This window comes from Brevibacillus sp. RS1.1, from assembly GCF_013284365.1.
Lineage (GTDB): Bacteria > Bacillota > Bacilli > Brevibacillales > Brevibacillaceae > Brevibacillus > Brevibacillus brevis_D.
In genome coordinates, this window is the sequence record NZ_JABSVA010000003.1 from 270,511 (window position 1) to 290,252 (window position 19,742).

At 49.0% G+C, this 19,742-nt stretch carries 17 protein-coding genes; 2 read left to right on the forward strand and 15 right to left on the reverse strand.

Annotated elements, in window-relative coordinates:
- Window positions 1–15: 15 nt before the first annotated feature.
- From HP570_RS11615 to cyoE, 4 genes are all read right to left on the reverse strand, one after another.
- A complete protein-coding gene (locus HP570_RS11615; protein WP_173625865.1) occupies window positions 16–1,956 on the reverse strand; it encodes a TOMM precursor leader peptide-binding protein in 1,941 nt (646 codons plus the stop codon).
- Window positions 1,946–3,895, reverse strand: coding sequence for a putative thiazole-containing bacteriocin maturation protein (locus HP570_RS11620; protein ID WP_173625866.1), 1,950 nt, complete (start codon window positions 3,893–3,895; stop codon window positions 1,946–1,948). The genes HP570_RS11615 and HP570_RS11620 overlap by 11 nt, the downstream gene beginning before the upstream one ends.
- Window positions 3,896–4,045: 150 nt before the next feature.
- Entirely contained in the window at window positions 4,046–4,330 is a 285-nt protein-coding gene (locus HP570_RS30045; RefSeq protein ID WP_173625867.1) for a heterocycloanthracin/sonorensin family bacteriocin, read from the reverse strand.
- Window positions 4,331–4,510: 180 nt separating this feature from the next.
- Complete coding sequence (cyoE, locus tag HP570_RS11630) at window positions 4,511–5,428, reverse strand: heme o synthase (RefSeq protein WP_015890997.1); 918 nt, start codon at window positions 5,426–5,428, stop codon at window positions 4,511–4,513.
- Between the two features lie 183 nt (window positions 5,429–5,611).
- Here cyoE and HP570_RS11635 point away from each other — a divergent pair, with 183 nt between their 5' ends.
- The gene (locus HP570_RS11635; protein WP_173625868.1) at window positions 5,612–6,211 is read left to right on the forward strand and encodes a TetR/AcrR family transcriptional regulator; all 600 of its coding nucleotides are present in this window, start codon (window positions 5,612–5,614) and stop codon (window positions 6,209–6,211) included.
- 15 nt (window positions 6,212–6,226) lie between these two features.
- Here HP570_RS11635 and HP570_RS11640 read toward each other — a convergent pair whose 3' ends face one another.
- The 4 genes from HP570_RS11640 to HP570_RS11655 are packed head-to-tail and all read right to left on the reverse strand — an operon-like array spanning window position 6,227 to window position 8,922.
- Window positions 6,227–7,423 (reverse strand): MFS transporter, encoded by a 1,197-nt coding sequence (locus HP570_RS11640; protein WP_173625869.1) that lies wholly within the window; start codon window positions 7,421–7,423, stop codon window positions 6,227–6,229.
- Window positions 7,424–7,447: 24 nt separating this feature from the next.
- Window positions 7,448–7,822 (reverse strand): hypothetical protein, encoded by a 375-nt coding sequence (locus tag HP570_RS11645; protein ID WP_015890994.1) that lies wholly within the window; start codon window positions 7,820–7,822, stop codon window positions 7,448–7,450.
- A gap of 5 nt (window positions 7,823–7,827) precedes the next feature.
- Window positions 7,828–8,538, reverse strand: coding sequence for a DUF4274 domain-containing protein (locus tag HP570_RS11650; protein ID WP_173625870.1), 711 nt, complete (start codon window positions 8,536–8,538; stop codon window positions 7,828–7,830).
- Between the two features lie 48 nt (window positions 8,539–8,586).
- Window positions 8,587–8,922, reverse strand: coding sequence for a hypothetical protein (locus HP570_RS11655; protein WP_173625871.1), 336 nt, complete (start codon window positions 8,920–8,922; stop codon window positions 8,587–8,589).
- 210 nt (window positions 8,923–9,132) lie between these two features.
- Here HP570_RS11655 and HP570_RS11660 point away from each other — a divergent pair, with 210 nt between their 5' ends.
- The gene (locus HP570_RS11660) at window positions 9,133–9,951 is read left to right on the forward strand and encodes an alpha/beta fold hydrolase (RefSeq protein WP_173625872.1); all 819 of its coding nucleotides are present in this window, start codon (window positions 9,133–9,135) and stop codon (window positions 9,949–9,951) included.
- Window positions 9,952–10,080: 129 nt separating this feature from the next.
- Here the strand turns inward: HP570_RS11660 and HP570_RS11665 are convergent, their stop codons facing one another.
- The 7 genes from HP570_RS11665 to HP570_RS11695 all read right to left on the reverse strand — a co-directional run bounded on the left by HP570_RS11665 (window position 10,081) and on the right by HP570_RS11695 (window position 19,712).
- On the reverse strand, window positions 10,081–10,860 hold the full coding sequence (locus HP570_RS11665) for a TrmB family transcriptional regulator (protein WP_173625873.1): 780 nt from the start codon (window positions 10,858–10,860) through the stop codon (window positions 10,081–10,083).
- Between the two features lie 101 nt (window positions 10,861–10,961).
- Window positions 10,962–12,308: an acetyl-CoA carboxylase biotin carboxylase subunit gene (gene accC / locus HP570_RS11670; RefSeq protein ID WP_173625874.1), complete on the reverse strand. Its 1,347-nt coding sequence runs from the start codon at window positions 12,306–12,308 to the stop codon at window positions 10,962–10,964.
- Between the two features lie 14 nt (window positions 12,309–12,322).
- Complete coding sequence (locus tag HP570_RS11675) at window positions 12,323–12,778, reverse strand: acetyl-CoA carboxylase biotin carboxyl carrier protein (RefSeq protein WP_173625875.1); 456 nt, start codon at window positions 12,776–12,778, stop codon at window positions 12,323–12,325.
- A 20-nt stretch (window positions 12,779–12,798) separates the two neighbouring features.
- Complete coding sequence (locus HP570_RS11680) at window positions 12,799–14,364, reverse strand: acyl-CoA carboxylase subunit beta (RefSeq protein ID WP_173625876.1); 1,566 nt, start codon at window positions 14,362–14,364, stop codon at window positions 12,799–12,801.
- Between the two features lie 4 nt (window positions 14,365–14,368).
- Entirely contained in the window at window positions 14,369–15,421 is a 1,053-nt protein-coding gene (gene meaB / locus HP570_RS11685; protein WP_015890986.1) for a methylmalonyl Co-A mutase-associated GTPase MeaB, read from the reverse strand.
- A complete protein-coding gene (scpA, locus tag HP570_RS11690) occupies window positions 15,418–17,589 on the reverse strand; it encodes a methylmalonyl-CoA mutase (protein ID WP_064199730.1) in 2,172 nt (723 codons plus the stop codon). Before scpA ends, meaB begins: the two co-directional genes overlap by 4 nt.
- Window positions 17,589–19,712, reverse strand: coding sequence for a methylmalonyl-CoA mutase family protein (locus HP570_RS11695; RefSeq protein WP_173625877.1), 2,124 nt, complete (start codon window positions 19,710–19,712; stop codon window positions 17,589–17,591). Before HP570_RS11695 ends, scpA begins: the two co-directional genes overlap by 1 nt.
- Between the last annotated feature and the right edge of the window lie 30 nt (window positions 19,713–19,742).

A 19,742-nucleotide genomic window follows, 5' to 3' on the forward strand; every position in this document is an offset into this window, starting at 1 on the left:
ACTCCCAGATGCATGTTATGGAAACGGATGGGGAAAAGGATTCAACTCGTCTACACGCAGCGGTTGTTTCACATACCCCAGCTTCACAGGGACCTCCAATACTCGTTTCAATCCCGTTATTCGCGTAAGATGCTGGCCAAAAGTCATCGGAAGCATGCCAGGAATCAATACACGCACGCAAGATAAGCCATGGCGCCCTACCTCTGGTGTCGTTTGATCTACCACAATGACATCGAGATCCAACTTTTGGAATACACCGAGCAACTCCCCCAAATCGTCTGTTAGATCATGATTTTGGATTTTTCCAGGAAAGCGTTCAGCGAAAGAGACCATCGGACGTGAACCATCCATGAGAAAGGATAAGCGCTCCGCTGCTTCTGGCAAGCTGTAAAGCATTGCATGATCGTCCATCTTTTTCACGAGGGACGAATCTTGAAGCATACGCAAGTATTTGTCTCGATTCGCTTCGTACTTGTCTGTCAAAGTCATGAGCATGGCTGCCGTTTCGTAAATGGAGCTTTTCACAGCGCGGATAGGGTCTGGATGCGCACCTGCTGCACAAACGAGGTGCAGGCCTTCCGCTCCGCGGTTTTTCGCAATCGTCCATACAGCGGGAATCCCATTTTCCATAGTCGCATCGAACAAGTACAATTCGTAATTGGTAACAGTCTGCATCCGATCAATGAGAAGAAGCAATTCCCGATCATTGACCGTAGCGGGATCGAGGCGCGGCAATGGCAATTGGGCATACCAGGTCAACAAGAAAGCATCTCGCTCCACCACTTCGAGGATGCCGTAGAAGATCGCCTCCTCCAAACTACCGCCTAACGCACAGCCATTGGAGGTCTCAAATACAACACCCTCCCCGAATCCCATACTGTAGTAGGCCATGAGCTCAGGTACAAGAATGGGTCGTTCTTCTTTAAAGGAATAACCCCATACCCAGTTCATCTCTCGCTTCGGATCAAATGGCTGAAACGGAAAATTTGGCAGAGCATACTGCTCTTCTGAATGGGTCCCCGCTGTTGTCGGATCAAGGGCATACGGCGCAAGGTTTGCATAGCAGTCACGCACCATCGTCTTCTTGCCACGCGGCATAAGCCCGCAATATCTTTCCATTCCTTCTAAAATCGCCGTTATCTCACTATCCGCATATGAAACAGACCTGCCAGCCGTACCCTCGTCATGTGAAAATAACGGCAGATTGACACTTACATCTGCGAACACCGAGACAAGATCTCGTACTTTTCCATTCAAAAACCCAGTACGGGAATCCAAATATTCGGTGGAGAGAGCTTCTTTCAAAGAGGCTATAGATTTTGTCCGGTAGCTGTCCGGACTTTGCTTTACAATAGGCTTCAAGCGTATTCTTGCCCGCTCTTCAGAATCCTCAGGCAGCCGACTGCATACCGGACATACAGGATTGGGCAAGAAGAAGTGGCGCGTGCTGGTCAATGTTTGCAAATCAATAAACTGGATATGCTCAGATAACTGGGCTTGCCTACCCTCAACTATACGTTCAACCTCCGCACTGACATGGTATGCCACTTGTAACAACCCTGAGCGAGATGACCATGGATCACGGGGTATGCCGCCTTTCTCCCTCAGCATATTTTGTACCTTCCACATCTCTTTGCGATCGCGTCCCGCCATCAATCGCCGTATGTCTGCACACTGGGAGCACCCTGTTTGATCTGGATAAACCAACGGACCTACGATGGCCTCCCCGAATGAAACAAAGCCGCGCAGCCACGGGATATTTGTTTGGCGAAAATGTTTTTCCGCCTGTACATGCAAAGCAGGATGATACGTATCGTGCAACAGGAGAGCCAAATCTGCTCCACTTGTCGCAGACGCCATGTCTTCACTGTTCCAGACGCGATAGTCGTTCTTCAAATGTTCTGAAACCAGCTCTGCCAGTATTCCGTCTCCAATGACAAGAATGTCAGCACTCATCGGAGCACCTCCTCGAGAGCAGCAAGGCAAATACGCCACCAAGGTCTTCTTCCAGGAAAGGCTCTATCGCGGCATTCATGATTCGAGGAGAAAGATGATGAAGAGCCAGTACCTCGACAGCTTGTTTCCAGACCTCTATGTCCGATTCTTCCTGAACGCTACTGCGTGCAAGTTCGATGGCTTCACCTGTCAAGCCGACAGATTGCGCAGTTAGTACATACTTGGACACTTGATTGGTTGGCGTTTGAATCTGTTGCAAGGCATACATCAGTGCTTTTCGCAATGCTTCTCGCTCTAACAAGCCAATACTCCCGTACCATCCCGTGCGCGTTTCCACCCAATAAACCGGAAATCCGCATACCTCATGACCTTTTGCAACCCTCAGTTTCTCACCTAATGTAGCGAAAGACCGTACATAAAACTGGGACTGTTCATCCACAATCGAATCAACCTGCACAGGTCTAGCCGTTGGTTGTCGTCCTTTCATTTCTGACACATACGTGAGTGTCAAACAATGCTGTAACGCCCGGCATAAACCTTCTGCTGCCGTTTCTCCTGCTCCAACTCCGATATTGCTCTCCAGATCGGCTTGATAAGCTGAATTTTGAGTGATTAGGTGGTTCACCATTCTTCCCACATACATCTCTGCCCCAACCAATCCTGCTTCTCTTCGCGCCTCGTCATGGGTATATCCTGCGCATACAACTGTTGACAATAGCTCCGCAGGACCATCTGCCACAGGGTCGACTGCTGTCACCCTACACTGTGTCAGTGGTAGCTGCGTAAGCTCCCCCTCTTCCCAGCTGTGAAAAATCCCGTTATCTGGGGAGGTCCATGACGGAAACAGAGACAATAGACTTTCTTTCTGTTCTGTCTCTTTCGATATCCGTAATTCAAGCTCTCTCTCATCCAATACCTCTATGCCCACCTCTTCTTTTTGCATGGGGTGAGGCATGTAGGATTGCCAGCTTCCTTCCATCGTCTCCAGATTTAACAAATAAATTTTGTTTGGTTCCTCTGCTTCATTGACACCTGAAACGTATTTAAACCATTCAAAAACAGCGATGTTCGCCAGCATGGCTGCTGCGGTCATTGAATATGGATGTTGTTCGGGGTCCGCACACAAAGCCTGCCGATGTAAGCGACGCAAAGCCGATTCAAAGCAAGCCTCTGACTGTGGATGAATCAGCGGCCCTACCATTCCTTTTTGCTGGACAAATAACGCTGGAACAAACACTTTCTCACGCTCTCTGCACGCGAGCTGGATCACACTCACTTCATCCTTGTTTACGTTTGCTGACGTGTACAAAATAGCAGTGAAAGGCTCGATGGTCGCTGACCAGTCGGCTCCCTCCCACGACGTCAGCTTGAGTTCATCCAGCTTCACGTGTGGGTCCTTCCCACGCGAATGTTCTATCATCGCCTCTAGCCGCTCACGATTGGTCGCAGTCTCATTCGTGATGGCGTAATGGAATTGAACGCATCCCGATTCCAGCAATGCATGGATGACAGAAAGGAGAAAGGAGCCTGCCCCGATCACCAATACTTTTTCTGTTCGATATTTTTGAAACCGATACCCTCCTGATCCGCCTAACTGATCCAAATATTCAATCTGAGCTGCATACCTCGACATGACCTCTGGTGATAATTCATGTGGTTTCTCCAGGCTCACATCTTGAAGGAATCCATTTTCTAAAAGTGTACCGGCCACTTGAAAAATTTGTTGCTGATATTCTTCCGGCAAATCGTCGGTCAATTGCTCCAACGTATGCACACCATTAAACATGGGAAACAACTGATCTACCCACCGATCGATCATGTCGCCCTTCATGCGGAAAGTCCCGATGTTATTGCGAAAATACACGCTTCCATCTGAATCGGGTATATACACTGTATCCCGCTTCACTTTTATGCGCATCGAAGGATTCAGCTTATCCATTCTCCTCCCCCTAACGTTGTGAAATAAACCAATTTGCGACAAGACATGTCACAACTATTTTATGTATCACTCTTTGTCTCACATTCCAGTTGGAAAAACAAAGCCCCTGCCAAGTCACCATTTGGGGCAGGAGCTTCATTTACGTATGGATTAGAAATCGTCAATCACGATAAAGCATGGGAAGAAGCAAGTGCAACTGCAACTGCAAGTGCAGGAGCAAGAGCAAGAGCAGGAGCAGGAACAGCTACAGGAGCAAGAGCAACGACCGCAACGACCACAACTACATCTACTGCAACCACCACATCTGCCACATCCGCCACACCTACCTCGAACTAGCGTCGCGTCATTCATTTTTTCTTTGTCCCAACGCTGCATTCGATCTCCTTTTATTTCAGAAGCCTTCAATTTTTTTAGCTCTTTTTTGAACTCATCCATTCGTTTTCACCTCCGCCACTTCATGGAACTACTCTAGATTTATGAAGCGACGTTGGGTATTCGTGCAAAGATCATGCGCCCATTTTTGGCTGAACATGAGAAGAAACCGCTATGCGTCAAGGTTTTCTGACAAAAAAAGAAGCCGCCCTCAAAGTGAAGGCAGCTTGGATGATCATGGATTTACAGTTTGAAAATAATCCCCATCAGCGAGTAAATAATCACCGTCGAGAACAGCACCGTCATATGAATCAGCGAATAAATAAACATCGTTTTCGACCATTTCTGTGAATCCATTTTCCGGTATCCAAAGACACTCAGAACCAGCCATAAAACATTCAGGAGCAGAGCCATAAACGTAAGACCAGCGCTTAATGACCAAAATAGAAAGCTGCTTGCAATTAAAATGACTAAATACACATTTGTTTGAATGTAGGTACGTCTTGCACCTTTGACCACAGGCAACATCGGAACCCCAGCCGCCTTGTACTCATCATGCTTGCGAATCGCGATCGCATAGAAGTGAGGCATTTGCCAAATGACCATGATGATAAAGAGACCAAGGATAGCAGGATGCGTTACATCTGGGTGAATGGCGGCCCAACCGATGAGCGGCGGCATTGCCCCAGAAATACTCCCTACCTCCGTATTGTAAATCGTTCTTCTTTTCGTCCACATCGTATAAGGCACGACATAAAAAAACAGTCCGAGAAAACCCATAATAGCAGCCAATGGTGATGCCAAGACGAGAGCCGCCAAGCCAAAAATCGTCATCAGAGAGGCAAGCCATAAAACCGTCTTTGTCGATATATCCCCTGTCACCGTAGGTCTGTTTTTCGTCCGCTCCATGACAGAATCGATATCGCGATCATACACGTTATTAAAAGCACCCGCAGCTGCCATGATTAAAATAGAGCCGATTGTAGCAAATAAGATTTCTGGCAGCTTATCCATTAGACTGAAGTGATACGTATATAGTGCCAATGTTAATCCGGCAAACATTGGAATCAGATTCGATTTGATAATTCCCGTCTTAACCGTTTGCGCCAAGATATTGGACATAGGCCGATTCCGCGTTGCAACGCTTTCTTCCCTCTGCATTCGTACACTGTCCCCTCTTACTAGATGATCTATATATCTATCGTACTCCAAAATAGCATGACATAGTAGACGGTTAAATCCTACAAAACTGCCATTTGTATCTTACATACCAGCAAGGATTTAAATACTATATGGAATGTTAATTCTATATGGTATGCTTGTCAAGAGAAGGAGTGTGGACGAATGAACAGACGCAGATTAACCCAAGCAGAGCGTAAACAGGAAACACGGCAATTGCTCATTGACGCAGCCATTGAGACCTTTGCTCGGTTAGGCTTCCACGGGGCTTCCGTTGATAAAATCGCAGACCATGCTGGATTTACCAAAGGAGCTGTTTATGCTCATTTTCAGTCCAAAGAAGATCTCTTTCTCGCTATTTTGGAAGGTCAGATGCAATTACATGTGTCGAATATCCTTCACGTAATTGATCACCAGCCATCATTATCGCATTTTATAGAAGCCATGAACGCCTATTTTATGTCCGTTCAGCAACAAAATCGCACGTGGAACATGCTGAACCTGGAATTTTTGCTGTATGCCATGCGTGAAGAGTCTGTTCGAGAGCGATGGTCGAACATGATCATCGAGTCGGTACAGCATCTTTCCACGGCCATACAGACCTTGATACCAAAAGAAAGTGACTCTACTCTATCCGCGGATGAAATGGCATGGACGATTCTTGCTTTAGAGAATGGCATGTCGACCTTTTATTACATCACCGGCGACCAGATGCCCCTGTCTTTATACGGAAAAGCTTTGCAAAACATGCTGTCGTCTAAATAGCGGATTGCCAAAATGCTAGATCATTTCTGATCGGGCAGCCTGTTGCTTTGTGATTCGATTGACTCTCTCAGAACCATATAGCATGAACGCAATGTAGAATGCTGTAAAAAACGGTAAAATAGAAATGGTCGTCTGTGTAGCAAGCCACCCGAGCAACGGAGGCAAAAATGTGGCACCCGTGTACGCAACCGCCATCTGATAGCCCATCAGCTTTTTCGTTTGCTCTTTCCCAAAGCGTTCTGGGGTATCATGCAGCATACAGGGATAAATCGGGGCGAAACCTAACCCGAGCAACAGAAAACCGATTAGCGAGCAGAAGGTCGGTAATGGAAACATCAACAGCGCTGCCCCGGTGAATGCTACGAGAAGTCCACTGCGAATCAGGACGCGGTTGCTCACTTTAAAAGTAACAAAGCCCGTAATAAATCTACCAACGGTAATGCCACCGTAATACATGGCTACCCACATCGCCGCGACAGACGAAGGTAGCTCTTTTTCATTTACCAAAAAGCTGCTCCCCCATAATCCTACCGATGCTTCAGCCCCGCAATAGAAGAGAAATGTGAGCAAAGTCAGCTTAACGCCTTTTGTCCGTAACGGTTGTTCGCTCTGCCCACGAGACTGCTGAACTTGTGATTCTTTGACAGCATGGCTTTGTATGTTTTCCATCCGTTTCCACAAAGGAAGTGTAAACGCTAGAAGTACGACTAAAGCAAATTGAATAAGAGAAATAGTCAAGTAGCCATTCCGCCATAAATCATGATCGCGTATAAAGCTAGACATAATAATGGGGCCAAGCGTAGCACCCACACCCCAGAAGCAATGCAGCCAGCTCATATGTTGGGCTTGATAATGCGTGGCGACATAATGATTCAATGCGGTATCTACACAGCCAGCTCCTAGTCCCAGTGGCAATGCCAATACCATCAACCATATCATTGATGGGGCAAAAGAAAATCCAAGCAAGGCTGCCGCTGTGATCAAACAGCTAATCAGTGTGATCTGTCCTGTCCCCAGTCGTTTCAGTAATGCACCGCTCATCAAGCTAGATACGATCGTTCCAGACGCAATCACAATGTTGATCACACCAGCCATACCAAATGCCGCCCCATATTCTGCTTGCATGACCGGCCAAGCTGCCCCCAGCACCGAATCGGGAAGACCCAAGCTGATAAACGACAAGTAAATCATGATCAAAAAGAAGGTTGCCACGATCCTCCGCCCCCTGCTTCGTTTTTACATTCTTATCGTGAGTCTATCCAGCAATTTCTCTCCCTCTGATTTGAACCGCTTATTCTTTTCGAGAAACTCGTTCACTTCATGTAATTCGGCTGGTCGGTAGCCAGGACCATCGCAGCCGCAGGAATGATAGGCAAACCCATGCTGATAGAGAATTTCAACCTTTTTCCACTGCTTTACATCCGTTTGCTTGGGAGCCTTGAAATCATGCCCCATCTCTTTCATTCCCTCACCACATTGCGGACAGCTATGCTTGATCTTGTTCCATTCTTCTTCCGTCAATTCATACTTGGAGGTTTGCTTGAACACTTTTCGGCACGTGAAACACGCGTATATTTGTTTGTATGGACCATACATCCCATATCGACACATGATGATCAACCCCTATCCCATTCATCTGCAAGTTTCTCTTTTAATTGCATAGCGAGCATTCTCCAGCGCTTTCGTTCCTCCGATTCCGCGATTTCCTCCTCATCCATTTCCAGCCAATAGTCGGCATCCATCCGTTCATACATATCAAAAAGAGTGATCGTTGCACAGGCAGGATTCTCAAAAGCCACAATCATCGCCTCTGGTCCGTCATCCCAGTTGTAGCCATTCACTACAGCATGAAGGAGAACAGATGAATCAAGCCGTTTTATTTTTTTGCACCGCTTCTGCTCAGATTCGTCATATAAAATATCGTCCACCGTTTCCTCTTCCTCAGAAGACAGTGTTAGACGTACCGCTCCTTTCGTTTCGAGCAGCAGGTCTGCAATCGTTCTGTCGTTCCTGGCCGCATTCCAAGCAGAGGCCAAAATGCCATGCTGAGAGTCAAGCTCGGCTCCCTGCTGCAGCAATCGTGTTACGGCTTCGACTTGCTTGAATTTGACGGCTTTTTTCAACGCGGTATCGCCCAGCTTGTCTTCCGCCTCCAGCTCTGCGCCTTTATCCAAAAGCATCTGAATTGCTTCTGGCGGCATTCGGTTTGTGATAAAAAGCATCAGCGGTGTTCGCCCGCGTTGATCCCGTTCGTTGATATCTAATCGATCCACTGCTACTTGCACGAGCTCTAGATCCTTTGTCTTACTGACGTTTGCCCATTCCATCCGACTTCTTCTCCTCTGCTTTTCTAGACAATTCCCGTTCCGGTATTACTATGTATCCCCTTTTTTGACGAGCGTGCTTCCAATGAAGTCAAAGCTCAAAGGCGTCCCTTTTTTGTCAGGCTGCCACCCCAGCTTAATCGCCTCTTCAATGATAACTGCGACGTCAGCTGGCTTTATTACTCTCATTTCCAAATGCTGCACAAGTGGGTACTCCGCCCAAAAGTCATTCACATCTGATTTTACATACACGCGAATCAACTGACCTATCCCTTCATTGTGCTGGATGGTCAACGCGAGCAGACCCTTCGCTGCTGGGCTGATGACCCAACGATATCGCTGTTCTCCTACTGTTATACCCCTCGTGCCTTTTTTGGGTAATGCCATAGCAACCTCCTCATTGCGAGTAAATGTTTATCAGTACTTAAACTTGCGCTTCCAGTTGACAGTTATCATCATTTCCAGCAGTCTTTTTGATTTTGGCATGGCATAACTCTCAAATTTTTATTATGACAATTCCTGTCACGATTAACTGTTAACGTGAAGGAGAAGTCGAGTTGGACATGATGCTGTTTATCCATTAGGAGGAATTACTGTATGCTTCAGCCAGAACAAAAAGGAACGGTAACGAGAAAATTTTTCCAATCAGGTAACATAAAACTATCTTACCTCGATTTTGAAGTGGACAGTCAAGGAGTTTTGCTCCTGCTGCATGGTCATATGAATGATGCACGAACATTTTCAAAGTTTGCTTCCAGATTCACAGATTGGCGCGTGATTGGATTGGATCAACGAGGTCACGGTTGGAGTGAGTATGCCCCAGATAAGGATTATTCCCGTGAAGGCTACGTCAACGACATTCTCGCCTTTGTTCAGACCGTTTTGGATGGAGCTCCTGTTACGATCGTTGGGCATTCTTTAGGAGGCGTCAACGCTTATCAATTTGCTGCTCGTTATCCTGAGCTTGTGAACGCGGTCATCGTAGAAGATATCGGGGTTGAAATTAAGGCCGACTTATCCTTTGCAGAAAAACTCCCACACCGCTCCCCTTCTTTACACGATCTAAGGAAATCGCTCGAGGAAGTCGGCGTTCGAGCGGTCGATTATTTTTCGGAAAGCGTGTTTGAGGATGAACAAGGCTGGGGATTCCGTTCTGATTTAAAGGGCATGCCTATCTCGCAGCGACACATTAACGGGGAATGGTGGAACGATTGGCTAGCGTCTTCTTGCCCGATCTTGCTGATCCACGGCAAAAAAAGCTTTGTACTGGATGAAAATCAGGCCGAGCGCATGGTAAGCCAAAGGCCAAACACAAAGCTTGCCAGTTTTGCAGCGTGCGGGCATGATATCCATTCTACTGACCCTGATGGATATTATCAGACTGTAAGAAGCTTTCTTGACGAGTTGAAAGAATAGAATAGAGGCCTCCTCCATAGCAAACAGCCAACCCTCTAAGGATTGGCTGTCTGATAACGAGAGTCGTCTTCGAACTGGAAGCCACTGACTTCTTTTTTGCAAACATAGGATGAGAATAAACGTTACCCGTTATAAGTATTCCCAGTAAGGGGTGATAATGCGTACATAGTCACTCCCATATTTCTCTTCCAGCACTTGGCTGAAATCCTTCTCGATCTGACCCATGATGATGTCATGGTAGAAGGCGTTTTGCAGCAACTCAATGAGAGATGGGTGGTCCGTCTCCAGTATAGTGGGTTTGATCCCACGCCCAAAGCTGCCCAGCAATGCCGAATGTGCATCGCATAGAATAGAGAACTTTCTGGATTGCACTTGATGCCATTCCGCACTCCTTTTATGTACGACAACATTTTTTAGCTTTGCATGGCATTCACCAATGGATATTAGCGTGACAGCAACCCCTTGTTTTTCTGCTTCTACCAATGGTTCCTCTACCCAATGAACATCTTCGGACCAAATATCGACAACAATGCTTTTGTTTGCATTTGAGACGATTCGTTTTATTGCTGTTTCAATCGCTTTGTCACCTTGCCAATTATAAAAGGAAGGAGACGTTCTGGGAGTGGGTTTCAACTGTTCTTGCAGGACACGGGTTGTTTGATCAAATTCCGATTGTAACAAGCGAATCAGCTGCTCGATCGGTACTGCATCATAAAGAACAGGCTCCGATTCGATCATGCGGCACATGCCCTTTTCCGTCAATGCTCGAAGGGCTGCGTATACATTCGTCCGAGAGACGGAAACTTTCTTGGCCACTTCATATCCAGATATTTTCGGTTCCTCGTGAAGCACCAAATAACATCTGGCTTCCAGATCTGACAATCCGATTTTTCGAAGCTCATCAATCAAGGTGTTACCTCCTTTCTTTTTAGTAGTATAAATGAATACTGCTATAAATGAAAAAAGAACTGTAACAGAGAGGGATTTCTGTCACAGTTCTTTCATGCTCGTTACAAATCCAGCGTATTTTTTTCCAGAAAATTCGTAGCGAAATTCCCTGCGACAAAGTCAGGGTGCTCCAGTAGCTTCTCATGGAAGGGAACCGTCGTATGTACTCCTTCGATGACAAACTCACCTAGCGCCCGCTTCATACGAGCCAATGCTTCGTTGCGATCTGTTCCCCAAACGATCAGCTTGGCGACCATCGAATCATAGAAGGGAGAGATTTCGTAGCCAGGATAAACCGCACTGTCCACGCGCACACCGTAACCGCCTGGCGGCAAGTAGTTGACGACCTTCCCTGGTGATGGCATAAAGTTTTTCGCAGGATTCTCCGCGTTGATTCGGCACTCGATTGCCCATCCGTTGATTTTCACATCTTCTTGGGAGAAGGATAACGGATTGCCTACTGCCACAGAAATTTGTTCTTTGATCAAGTCAATCCCTGTAATCATCTCTGTTACGGGATGTTCTACCTGAATCCGCGTATTCATTTCCATGAAGTAAAATTGGCCGTGCTTGTCTAGCAAAAATTCAACAGTACCCGCTCCGTGGTACGAAACCGCCTTGGCTGCCGCCACCGCAGCTTGCCCCATTTGCTCGCGCAGCGTTTGGTCCAGCGCCGGAGATGGCGCTTCTTCTACCAGCTTTTGATGACGACGCTGAATGGAGCAATCCCGCTCTCCCAAGTACACAGCGTTGCCATGCTTATCCCCCATGATTTGAATCTCTACATGCCGCGGCTCTTCTACATATTTTTCCAAGTACACACCAGCGTTGCCGAATGCCGTCTCTGCTTCTTTCTGGGCCTGACGAATCGCCTTGGACAACTCATCGGCGTCAAAAGCGACACGCATTCCTCTGCCGCCGCCGCCAGCCGTTGCTTTTACAATGACAGGATAGCCGATTTTCTCCGCCACCTGCAATGCCTCATCGATGTCATCAATCAAACCGTCTGTGCCCGGAACTAATGGGACATTCGCTTGACTCATCGTTGCTTTTGCTACGGATTTGTCCCCCATTTTGGTGATCGCTTCGGGATCGGGACCGATAAAGGTTATCGAGCAATCCTGGCAAAGCTGGGCAAACGAAGCGTTTTCCGCCAAGAAGCCATAGCCCGGATGGATAGCGTCTGCCTTTGTGTAAAGTGCGACCGTCATAATCCGTGCCATGTTCAAATAACTGTCCTTGGACGCCGTAGGTCCGATACAATACGCTTCATCCGCCAATTCTACGTGCAATGCTTCCCGATCCGCCTCAGAAAAGACAGCAACTGTACTTATCCCTAGTTCCTGACAAGCGCGGATAACGCGGACAGCGATTTCTCCACGATTGGCAATCAATACTTTCGTAAACATGTGCGCACTCCTTCCTACTGAGTTTTGACAACGAGCAAAGCTTTTCCGTAATCGACAAACTGACCATCCGCGACGAGAATTTCCGTGATGATGCCGCTAACAGGCGTCGTAATATCGGCAGATAGCTGAAGAGCATCAGCCGTGCAGCGTCCAACCTTCTCACCAGCTTGAACAGTCTGCCCTACTGTCACTTCCGCATAGAACAGTCCTACTCCCAAAGACATGACTTGCTGTGTCACTTCCTTAGGTGCCTCAGCCTCAGCAACGACATTAACTGACTCAGCAGTAGCGGCAGCCTCCTGATAGCCATGCTCCACTTCGCCCACCTGTACAGGCGCATGGACAGCCATGCCTTCGATTGGTGCACTTTTCTTGATCACGATTCGTGTCTTACCCTTCTCCCATTCCAGCTCCTCAATGGAAGACTGATTCACCAGCTTGATGAATTCACGCAGTTCATGCAGCTTCATAGCACGATCAGAGCTCCTTTCTAAAGTGGGATGTTTCCGTGCTTTTTGTACGGACGATCTTCCTGCTTGTTTCTGAGCATTTCCAAGGCTTGCGCGACCTTTTGCCGGGTCTCGCGCGGGTCGATGACATCATCCACCATGCCGAGACTTGCCGCAACATATGGATTGGCGAACTTCTCTCTGTAGAGGGCAATTTTCTCTGCGCGAGTCGCAGCCGGGTCCTCACTTTGTTCGATTTCCTTTGCAAAAATGACGTTGGCTGCCCCCTCGGGACCCATGACGGCAATCTCTGCATTCGGCCATGCATACACGACATCTGCTCCAATGGATTTGGAATTGAGCGCCACATAAGCGCCGCCGTAAGCTTTGCGCAGAATCACGGTGATTTTGGGAACCGTTGCTTCTGAGTATGCATACAAGATTTTCGCCCCGTGACGGATAATCCCTCCATGCTCCTGATTGATTCCCGGGAAAAAGCCAGAGACATCTTCAAAGGTCAAGAGCGGAATGTTGAAGCAGTCACAAAAACGGATGAAACGCGCCAGCTTATCCGATGAATGAATGTCCAGTCCACCTGCCATGACCTTCGGCTGGTTGGCGATAATGCCGACACTGTGTCCATCGATACGCGCCAGACCGATCACGATATTGCGAGCAAAGTTCGGCTGTACTTCCATGAAATCACCGTGATCCACGATTTTTTCGATGACCTTGCGTACATCGTATACTTTCGTGCTTTCAGCAGGTACCAGCTCCAAGAGCTCCTCTTGCCAACCATTATTTTCCTCTGCTTTTATCACAGGTGCGCGATCACGATTGTTTTGTGGCAGGAAGCTGAGCAGCCTGCGTACCCCTTCCAATACTTCCTGTTCGGTTTCTCCTGTAAAATGGGCATTGCCGCTCACCGTCGAATGGACTTTGGCTCCGCCTAGGTCCTCCGCGGATATTTTTTCACCTGTAACGGTCTCGATCACTTTTGGACCTGTGATAAACATTTGGCTCGTCTTCTCTACCATGAACACGAAATCCGTAATCGCCGGAGAGTAAACGGCTCCTCCCGCACACGGACCGAGGATGACAGAGATTTGCGGAATCACACCGGAGTAAATGGCATTGCGGTAAAAAATCGTGCCATAGCCATCCAGTGAGCTTACCCCTTCTTGAATGCGTGCGCCGCCAGAATCGTTCAGACCGATAAAGGGTGCGCCGTTTTTCGCTGCCAAATCCATCACCTTGGCGATTTTCATCGCGTGCATCTCACCCAGTGCACCGCCAAACACCGTGAAATCCTGCGCGAACAAATAGACAGGCCGACCGTTGATTTTTCCGTAGCCCGTTACGACGCCTTCGCCTGGTGCCTCCATCTGGTCGAGACCAAAATGCGTAGCACGGTGCTCAACAAACGGGTTCAGCTCCATAAAGGTGTCTGGGTCAAGCAGGAGCTCGATTCGCTCGCGTGCAGTCAACTTACCGCGGTTATGCTGGGCATCGATACGAGCATCTCCGCCACCAAGCTGGATTTTATATTTGCGTTCCATCAATTCATCAATTTTTTCGTACATATTGCTGCTCATAAGGGCCACCATCTCTCTATTCCTTTTTCATGATCGCATTCTCATAGATCGCCACTAATTGCTGTACGGCGCTCGTCGGTGAAATCTCGCCACTCGCAACGGCTCCTTCAATCGAGGGAAGCAGCTCGGCTACTTGCTGGTTGCCGAAAAAGGTCGCGCGCAGGTAGTCCTGAGCCATACTGTGCATCCAATCGAGTAACTGCGCTTTGCGTCTTGCCTCAAACCCGCCTGATTGGATGGTACTTTCACGAAATTGACCGATGACCTCCCAAATATCCTCAATGCCTTCCCCTGTCAGCGAAGAACACATGTATGCTTTCGTTTCCCAGCCAGTGGTTGCCGGCTGCAAGTAATGCAGAACACGATTGTATTCCCCTTTGGCGATCAAGGCACGCGTCCGGTTTTCCCCATCGGCTTTATTGATCAGAAGCGCATCTGCAATTTCCATAATGCCTTTTTTGATTCCTTGCAGTTCATCGCCCGCCCCTGTCAGCATCAGGAGTAGAAAGAAATCGACCATAGATCTGACTGTCGTCTCGCTCTGTCCGACCCCGACGGTCTCGACCAAAATCACATCATAGCCTGCTGCTTCACAGATTAGCATCGTTTCCCGCGTTTTCCGATTGACTCCGCCTAGGGTGCCGCCCGTGGCAGAAGGTCGGATGAACGCCTGTGAATTGCGTGACAAGAGCTCCATCCGCGTCTTGTCGCCGAGAATGCTCCCACGAGTAACCGTACTGCTCGGATCAACGGCCAAAACAGCGACACGATGACCTTTTTCACAAAGCATACTGCCGAATGCTTCAATGAACGTGCTCTTGCCCGCACCTGGCACACCGGATACCCCTATGCGTATGGATTGACCTGTATGAGGAAGCAGTTGCTTGATCACCTCTTGGGCCATATCCATATGAGCGGGAGCATTGCTCTCGACCAACGTGATTGCCTGCGCCAAAACCGTTCGGTTATTCTCTCGTACGCCTGTGACGTATTGATCCACTGATAACCTTGGGAGACGTGCTTTGGAGGAAACGTTCAAGAAATTCTTGTCTGCCCTGCCCCCGGTCATTGTCCAGCAGCCTCCAGGCGATACACGATCTCTTGCAGAACGTGCTGGGCTGCTACAGGAATGACTGTTCCTGGCCCAAAGATAGCTGCGGCACCATGCTCTCGCAAAAAGGCGTAATCCTGCGCCGGAATCACACCACCTATGACGACGACAATATCTTCGCGTCCCAGCTTTTTGAGCTCTTCCACCAGTTGTGGCAGCAATGTTTTATGACCTGCCGCAAGCGAGCTGAAGCCGATCACGTGTACGTCATTTTCTATCGCCTGCTTCGCTGTTTCCTCAGGTGTCTGGAACAACGGACCGATATCGACGTCAAAGCCCAAATCGGCAAAAGCGGTGGCAATCACCTTCGCGCCCCTGTCATGTCCGTCTTGACCCATTTTCGCGATCATAATACGGGGACGTCTGCCTTCCCACTGCTCGAATTCATCTGCCATCTTGCGCACGGCCGCTACCTCATCAGCATCTGCGTATTCGGAACTGTAGACGCCGCTAATGGAACGAATGACCGCCTTGTGTCTACCCACGACCTTTTCATAGGCATCTGATATTTCGCCCAATGAAGCTCTTGCTCGCGCCGCTTCAATGGCCAGCTCCAACAGATTGCCTTCGCCCGTTTTCGCGCATTCCGTTATGGCCTGTAGAGTTGCTTGCACTCTCGCCTCATCCCGATTACTGCGCAGCTCCTGCAAACGTCTGATTTGCGCTTCCCGAACCGCCGTGTTGTCAACTTCGAGAATTTCCAGCGGATCTTCTTTGTCCAGACGATATTTGTTCACGCCAATAATGGCTTCTTTCGCTGAATCAATATGTGCCTGACGGCGTGCAGCCGCTTCCTCGATCTTCATTTTCGGCAATCCCGTCTCAATCGCTTTTGCCATACCGCCAAGTGCTTCGATCTCCTCGATGTGCGCCCACGCCTTTTCCACGAGCTGCGCCGTCAAGGACTCCACGTAATAGGAGCCTGCCCATGGATCGACGACCTTGGTTATCTCGGTTTCGTCCTGCAAAAACAACTGCGTATTCCGCGCGATTCGAGCCGAAAAATCGGTCGGTAACGCAATTGCTTCATCCAGTGCGTTCGTATGCAGAGATTGGGTATGACCCAGAGCAGCGGCCATGGCTTCGATGCACGTCCGCACTACGTTGTTATACGGGTCCTGCTCCGTCAAACTCCACCCGGACGTTTGTGAGTGTGTCCGCAGTGCCATCGACTTTTCGTTTTTCGGATGGAACTGTTTGATCAGATTGGCCCAAATCAAGCGACCTGCACGCATTTTCGCCACTTCCATGAAGTAGTTCATGCCAATCGCCCAGAAAAATGACAGCCGTGGCGCAAACGCATCGATGTCAATACCTGCTGCAAGACCCGTACGAACGTATTCCAAGCCATCTGCCAGCGTGTAGGCCAACTCAATATCCGCAGTCGCACCCGCTTCCTGCAGGTGGTAGCCTGAAATACTAATACTGTTGAATTTGGGCATGTGCTTGGAGGTGTAAGCAAAAATATCGGAAATGATCTTCATCGACGCTTCTGGCGGATAAATGTAAGTATTCCGAACCATGTATTCCTTCAAAATGTCATTTTGGATCGTTCCGGTAAGCTCCGCCTGCGATACCCCTTGCTCTTCTGCTGCCACGATATAGAACGCCATAATCGGCAAAACCGCTCCGTTCATCGTCATGGAGACGGACATTTTATCGAGGGGGATGCCGTCGAACAAGATTTTCATATCGAGAATGGAGTCAACAGCCACGCCTGCTTTCCCGACATCACCAACTACCCGGGGATGATCGGAGTCATAGCCGCGATGCGTCGCGAGGTCGAAGGCAATCGATAGCCCTTTTTGTCCCGCAGCCAAATTCCGTCGGTAAAAAGCGTTGCTCTCTTCCGCCGTAGAAAAGCCGGCATATTGGCGAACCGTCCATGGCTGAGTCACGTACATCGTCGGATACGGGCCGCGCGTATATGGTGGCAAACCAGGCATGTAGCCGAGGTGATCCATCCCCTCCACATCTGCCATTGTGTACAGTGGTTTTACAGGGATCTGCTCTAGCGTCTGCCACATTTGCTCCATTCCTTGTGGATTCGCACCCAGTTGGGGAAACAAATCAGACACATCACGTTTGGACTGATAAGCCATTTGTGAAAAATCAGGTCGCTTCATCATGAGCCCACTCCTATCCGCTCCTGAAGTTCTCGCAGCATCTCGTAGCAATTGGAACGCATGTGGATGCAATCATCTACACCGGCCGCCTTATAAGCAGCCTGCTGCTCCGCCTCTGGCAAGCCAGCCAACAGAACCGTCATCTGAGGTACACGTTGCTTGATTGCATGAGCCAATGGTGGAACCTGCTCCGGATAACTCGCATCGTCCGAGCAAATGACCGTGACCATCGCACCCGATGCTACCGCAGCTTCAGCCGCCTCTACAGTGGTAGAGAATGCTTGCTCGCGCAAAACGTCAAAGCCGCCAACCGCAAAAAACTCTGCTGCGAAGTCTGCCCGGGCCTTATGCTTTGACACAGGACCCATCGTCGCCAAGAACACGGTCGGTCTTTTGCCTGTTGTTTTCAAGAAATCATCTGCCTGCATCCGCAAGGCTTCAAAGCGTTCGGATGCCCGGTGAATACGAAGTGGCTGAATGATTGTCTCCACGGAATCTTCACGTCTCATGGCTTTGGCGATATCGCCCACAGTCGCTCCATGAAGCACTGCTTTTACTGCATGTGCCACGAGCTCATCGTTATGTTCCCCCAACTCATCAAGCGCTGCGGAGACGAGAGTCGCATTCTGTTTCAGCCGATGGGATCGTGCTTCCTCCGCTCGTTCTTCGTGCATGCTCAGAAGACTCTCGGCCTTCAGTGGCTGCTCAGCCGTATTGGCATACATGTTGGTTCCAACCAAACGCTTTTTACGCGTATCGATGCTCGCTGCTTTTTGATCCGCGCTCTGGGCGATCAAGTCTTGTGGGAAGCCCGCCTCTAATGCGCTCAGCATGCCACCGTGCGCTTCTACCTGCTGGAACAGCTCCCATGCCTTTTTCGCTAATGCGTCTGTGAGCCATTCTACGTACCACGAGCCTCCAGCAGGGTCGATCACTTTTGCCAGATGCGCTTCTTCTTGCAAAATGATTTGCGTATTTCTGGCGATCCTTCTCGAAAACTCATTGGCTGGGCGGATCGCTTCGTCAAATGCGGATACATGCAGACTGTCTGCTCCGCCAATAACGGCTGAGAACGCTTCTGTCGTGGAACGCAGCATGTTGACATACGGATCGTAAATCGTCTTTGTCCAAGCAGAGGTTCTGGCGTGAATTGTCATCTTTTGGGCTTCCGTTGATCCGCCGTAGGCCGCCACGATGTTTGACCAGAGCATTCTTGCCGCACGCAGCTTCGCGATTTCCATGAAAACGTCTGAGCCGATCGAATACGAGAACTGCATCCGTGCTGCGATATCCTCTATGGATAGTCCTCGCTCAAGCATCGCTTGCAAATAGTCGACCCCTGTGGCCAGTGAAAAAGCCAGTTCGGATACAGCGTTTCCGCCGCCGTCCTGATAAGGATTGCTTTGAACCAAGATCGTTTTCAGCGCGGGCGCTTGATCTTTTGCCCATTTCGTTACGCTTGCCATCGTGTTATAAGCTGTCTGCAAGGAACAAGGGAGCTTGCCCTCTGTGAGCAAAACCGCTACAGGGTCTTGCCCCATGCATCCGCGAAGCTCAGAGGCTTTTTGGCCTGTCGCTTCAACGTGTGCCAAAAGGATCGATAGAATGGGCAAGCCAAGCGCCCCTGTGTTCATGTAAAGAGGGACCTCTGAAAGCCTCACCCCTTGAAATGCCTGCTCGATATCCTCCCGGCAAAAAACAGATACACCTTTGTGACCAATCGTATCTGGCAATGCTTCGTCAGGATCAAGTCCAGCCAAAGTCGCTTGATCCACTATCAGATGCAGCATCGTTTGTCCGCGCGCTAAATCGTCTAGGGCTGCCTGATTAAATGTTTTGGCACTCGTTGCGCTGATTTCCTGACAGACCTGCCATTTGTGTTCCTTATGCTCGCCAGGCTGCTGATTTCCTCTATGAAAAGGCGCCTCTCCTGGCAGCGCTTCCAGATGCGGCAATGTTTTGACATCTTCGTACCGATAGATGGGCTGGCGAACAATTCCCTCATGCGACTTAGTCAGTAGCTTGGCATCAAAAGATGCGCCCTTTAGCGATTTCTCTGCTGCTTCCCGCCATTGGTCGTACGTAGGAACCGAGAATTCCTTGAACCATGTATGTTTGCTCACTCTTCTAGTCCTCCCCTTAAAAGCTGCACC

Bases quoted from the DNA above. Each gene is read 5' to 3' on its own strand.
- HP570_RS11615 (WP_173625865.1), bottom strand. From the start codon at position 1,956: ATGAGTGCTGACATTCTTGTCATTGGAGACGGAATACTGGCAGAGCTG.
- HP570_RS11620 (WP_173625866.1), bottom strand. From the start codon at position 3,895: ATGGATAAGCTGAATCCTTCGATGCGCATAAAAGTGAAGCGGGATACA.
- HP570_RS30045 (WP_173625867.1), bottom strand. From the start codon at position 4,330: ATGGATGAGTTCAAAAAAGAGCTAAAAAAATTGAAGGCTTCTGAAATA.
- cyoE (WP_015890997.1), bottom strand. From the start codon at position 5,428: ATGCAGAGGGAAGAAAGCGTTGCAACGCGGAATCGGCCTATGTCCAAT.
- HP570_RS11635 (WP_173625868.1), top strand. From the start codon at position 5,612: ATGAACAGACGCAGATTAACCCAAGCAGAGCGTAAACAGGAAACACGG.
- HP570_RS11645 (WP_015890994.1), bottom strand. From the start codon at position 7,822: ATGTGTCGATATGGGATGTATGGTCCATACAAACAAATATACGCGTGT.
- HP570_RS11650 (WP_173625870.1), bottom strand. From the start codon at position 8,538: ATGGAATGGGCAAACGTCAGTAAGACAAAGGATCTAGAGCTCGTGCAA.
- HP570_RS11655 (WP_173625871.1), bottom strand. From the start codon at position 8,922: ATGGCATTACCCAAAAAAGGCACGAGGGGTATAACAGTAGGAGAACAG.
- HP570_RS11660 (WP_173625872.1), top strand. From the start codon at position 9,133: ATGCTTCAGCCAGAACAAAAAGGAACGGTAACGAGAAAATTTTTCCAA.
- accC (WP_173625874.1), bottom strand. From the start codon at position 12,308: ATGTTTACGAAAGTATTGATTGCCAATCGTGGAGAAATCGCTGTCCGC.
- HP570_RS11675 (WP_173625875.1), bottom strand. From the start codon at position 12,778: ATGAAGCTGCATGAACTGCGTGAATTCATCAAGCTGGTGAATCAGTCT.
- HP570_RS11680 (WP_173625876.1), bottom strand. From the start codon at position 14,364: ATGGTGGCCCTTATGAGCAGCAATATGTACGAAAAAATTGATGAATTG.
- meaB (WP_015890986.1), bottom strand. From the start codon at position 15,421: ATGACCGGGGGCAGGGCAGACAAGAATTTCTTGAACGTTTCCTCCAAA.
- scpA (WP_064199730.1), bottom strand. From the start codon at position 17,589: ATGAAGCGACCTGATTTTTCACAAATGGCTTATCAGTCCAAACGTGAT.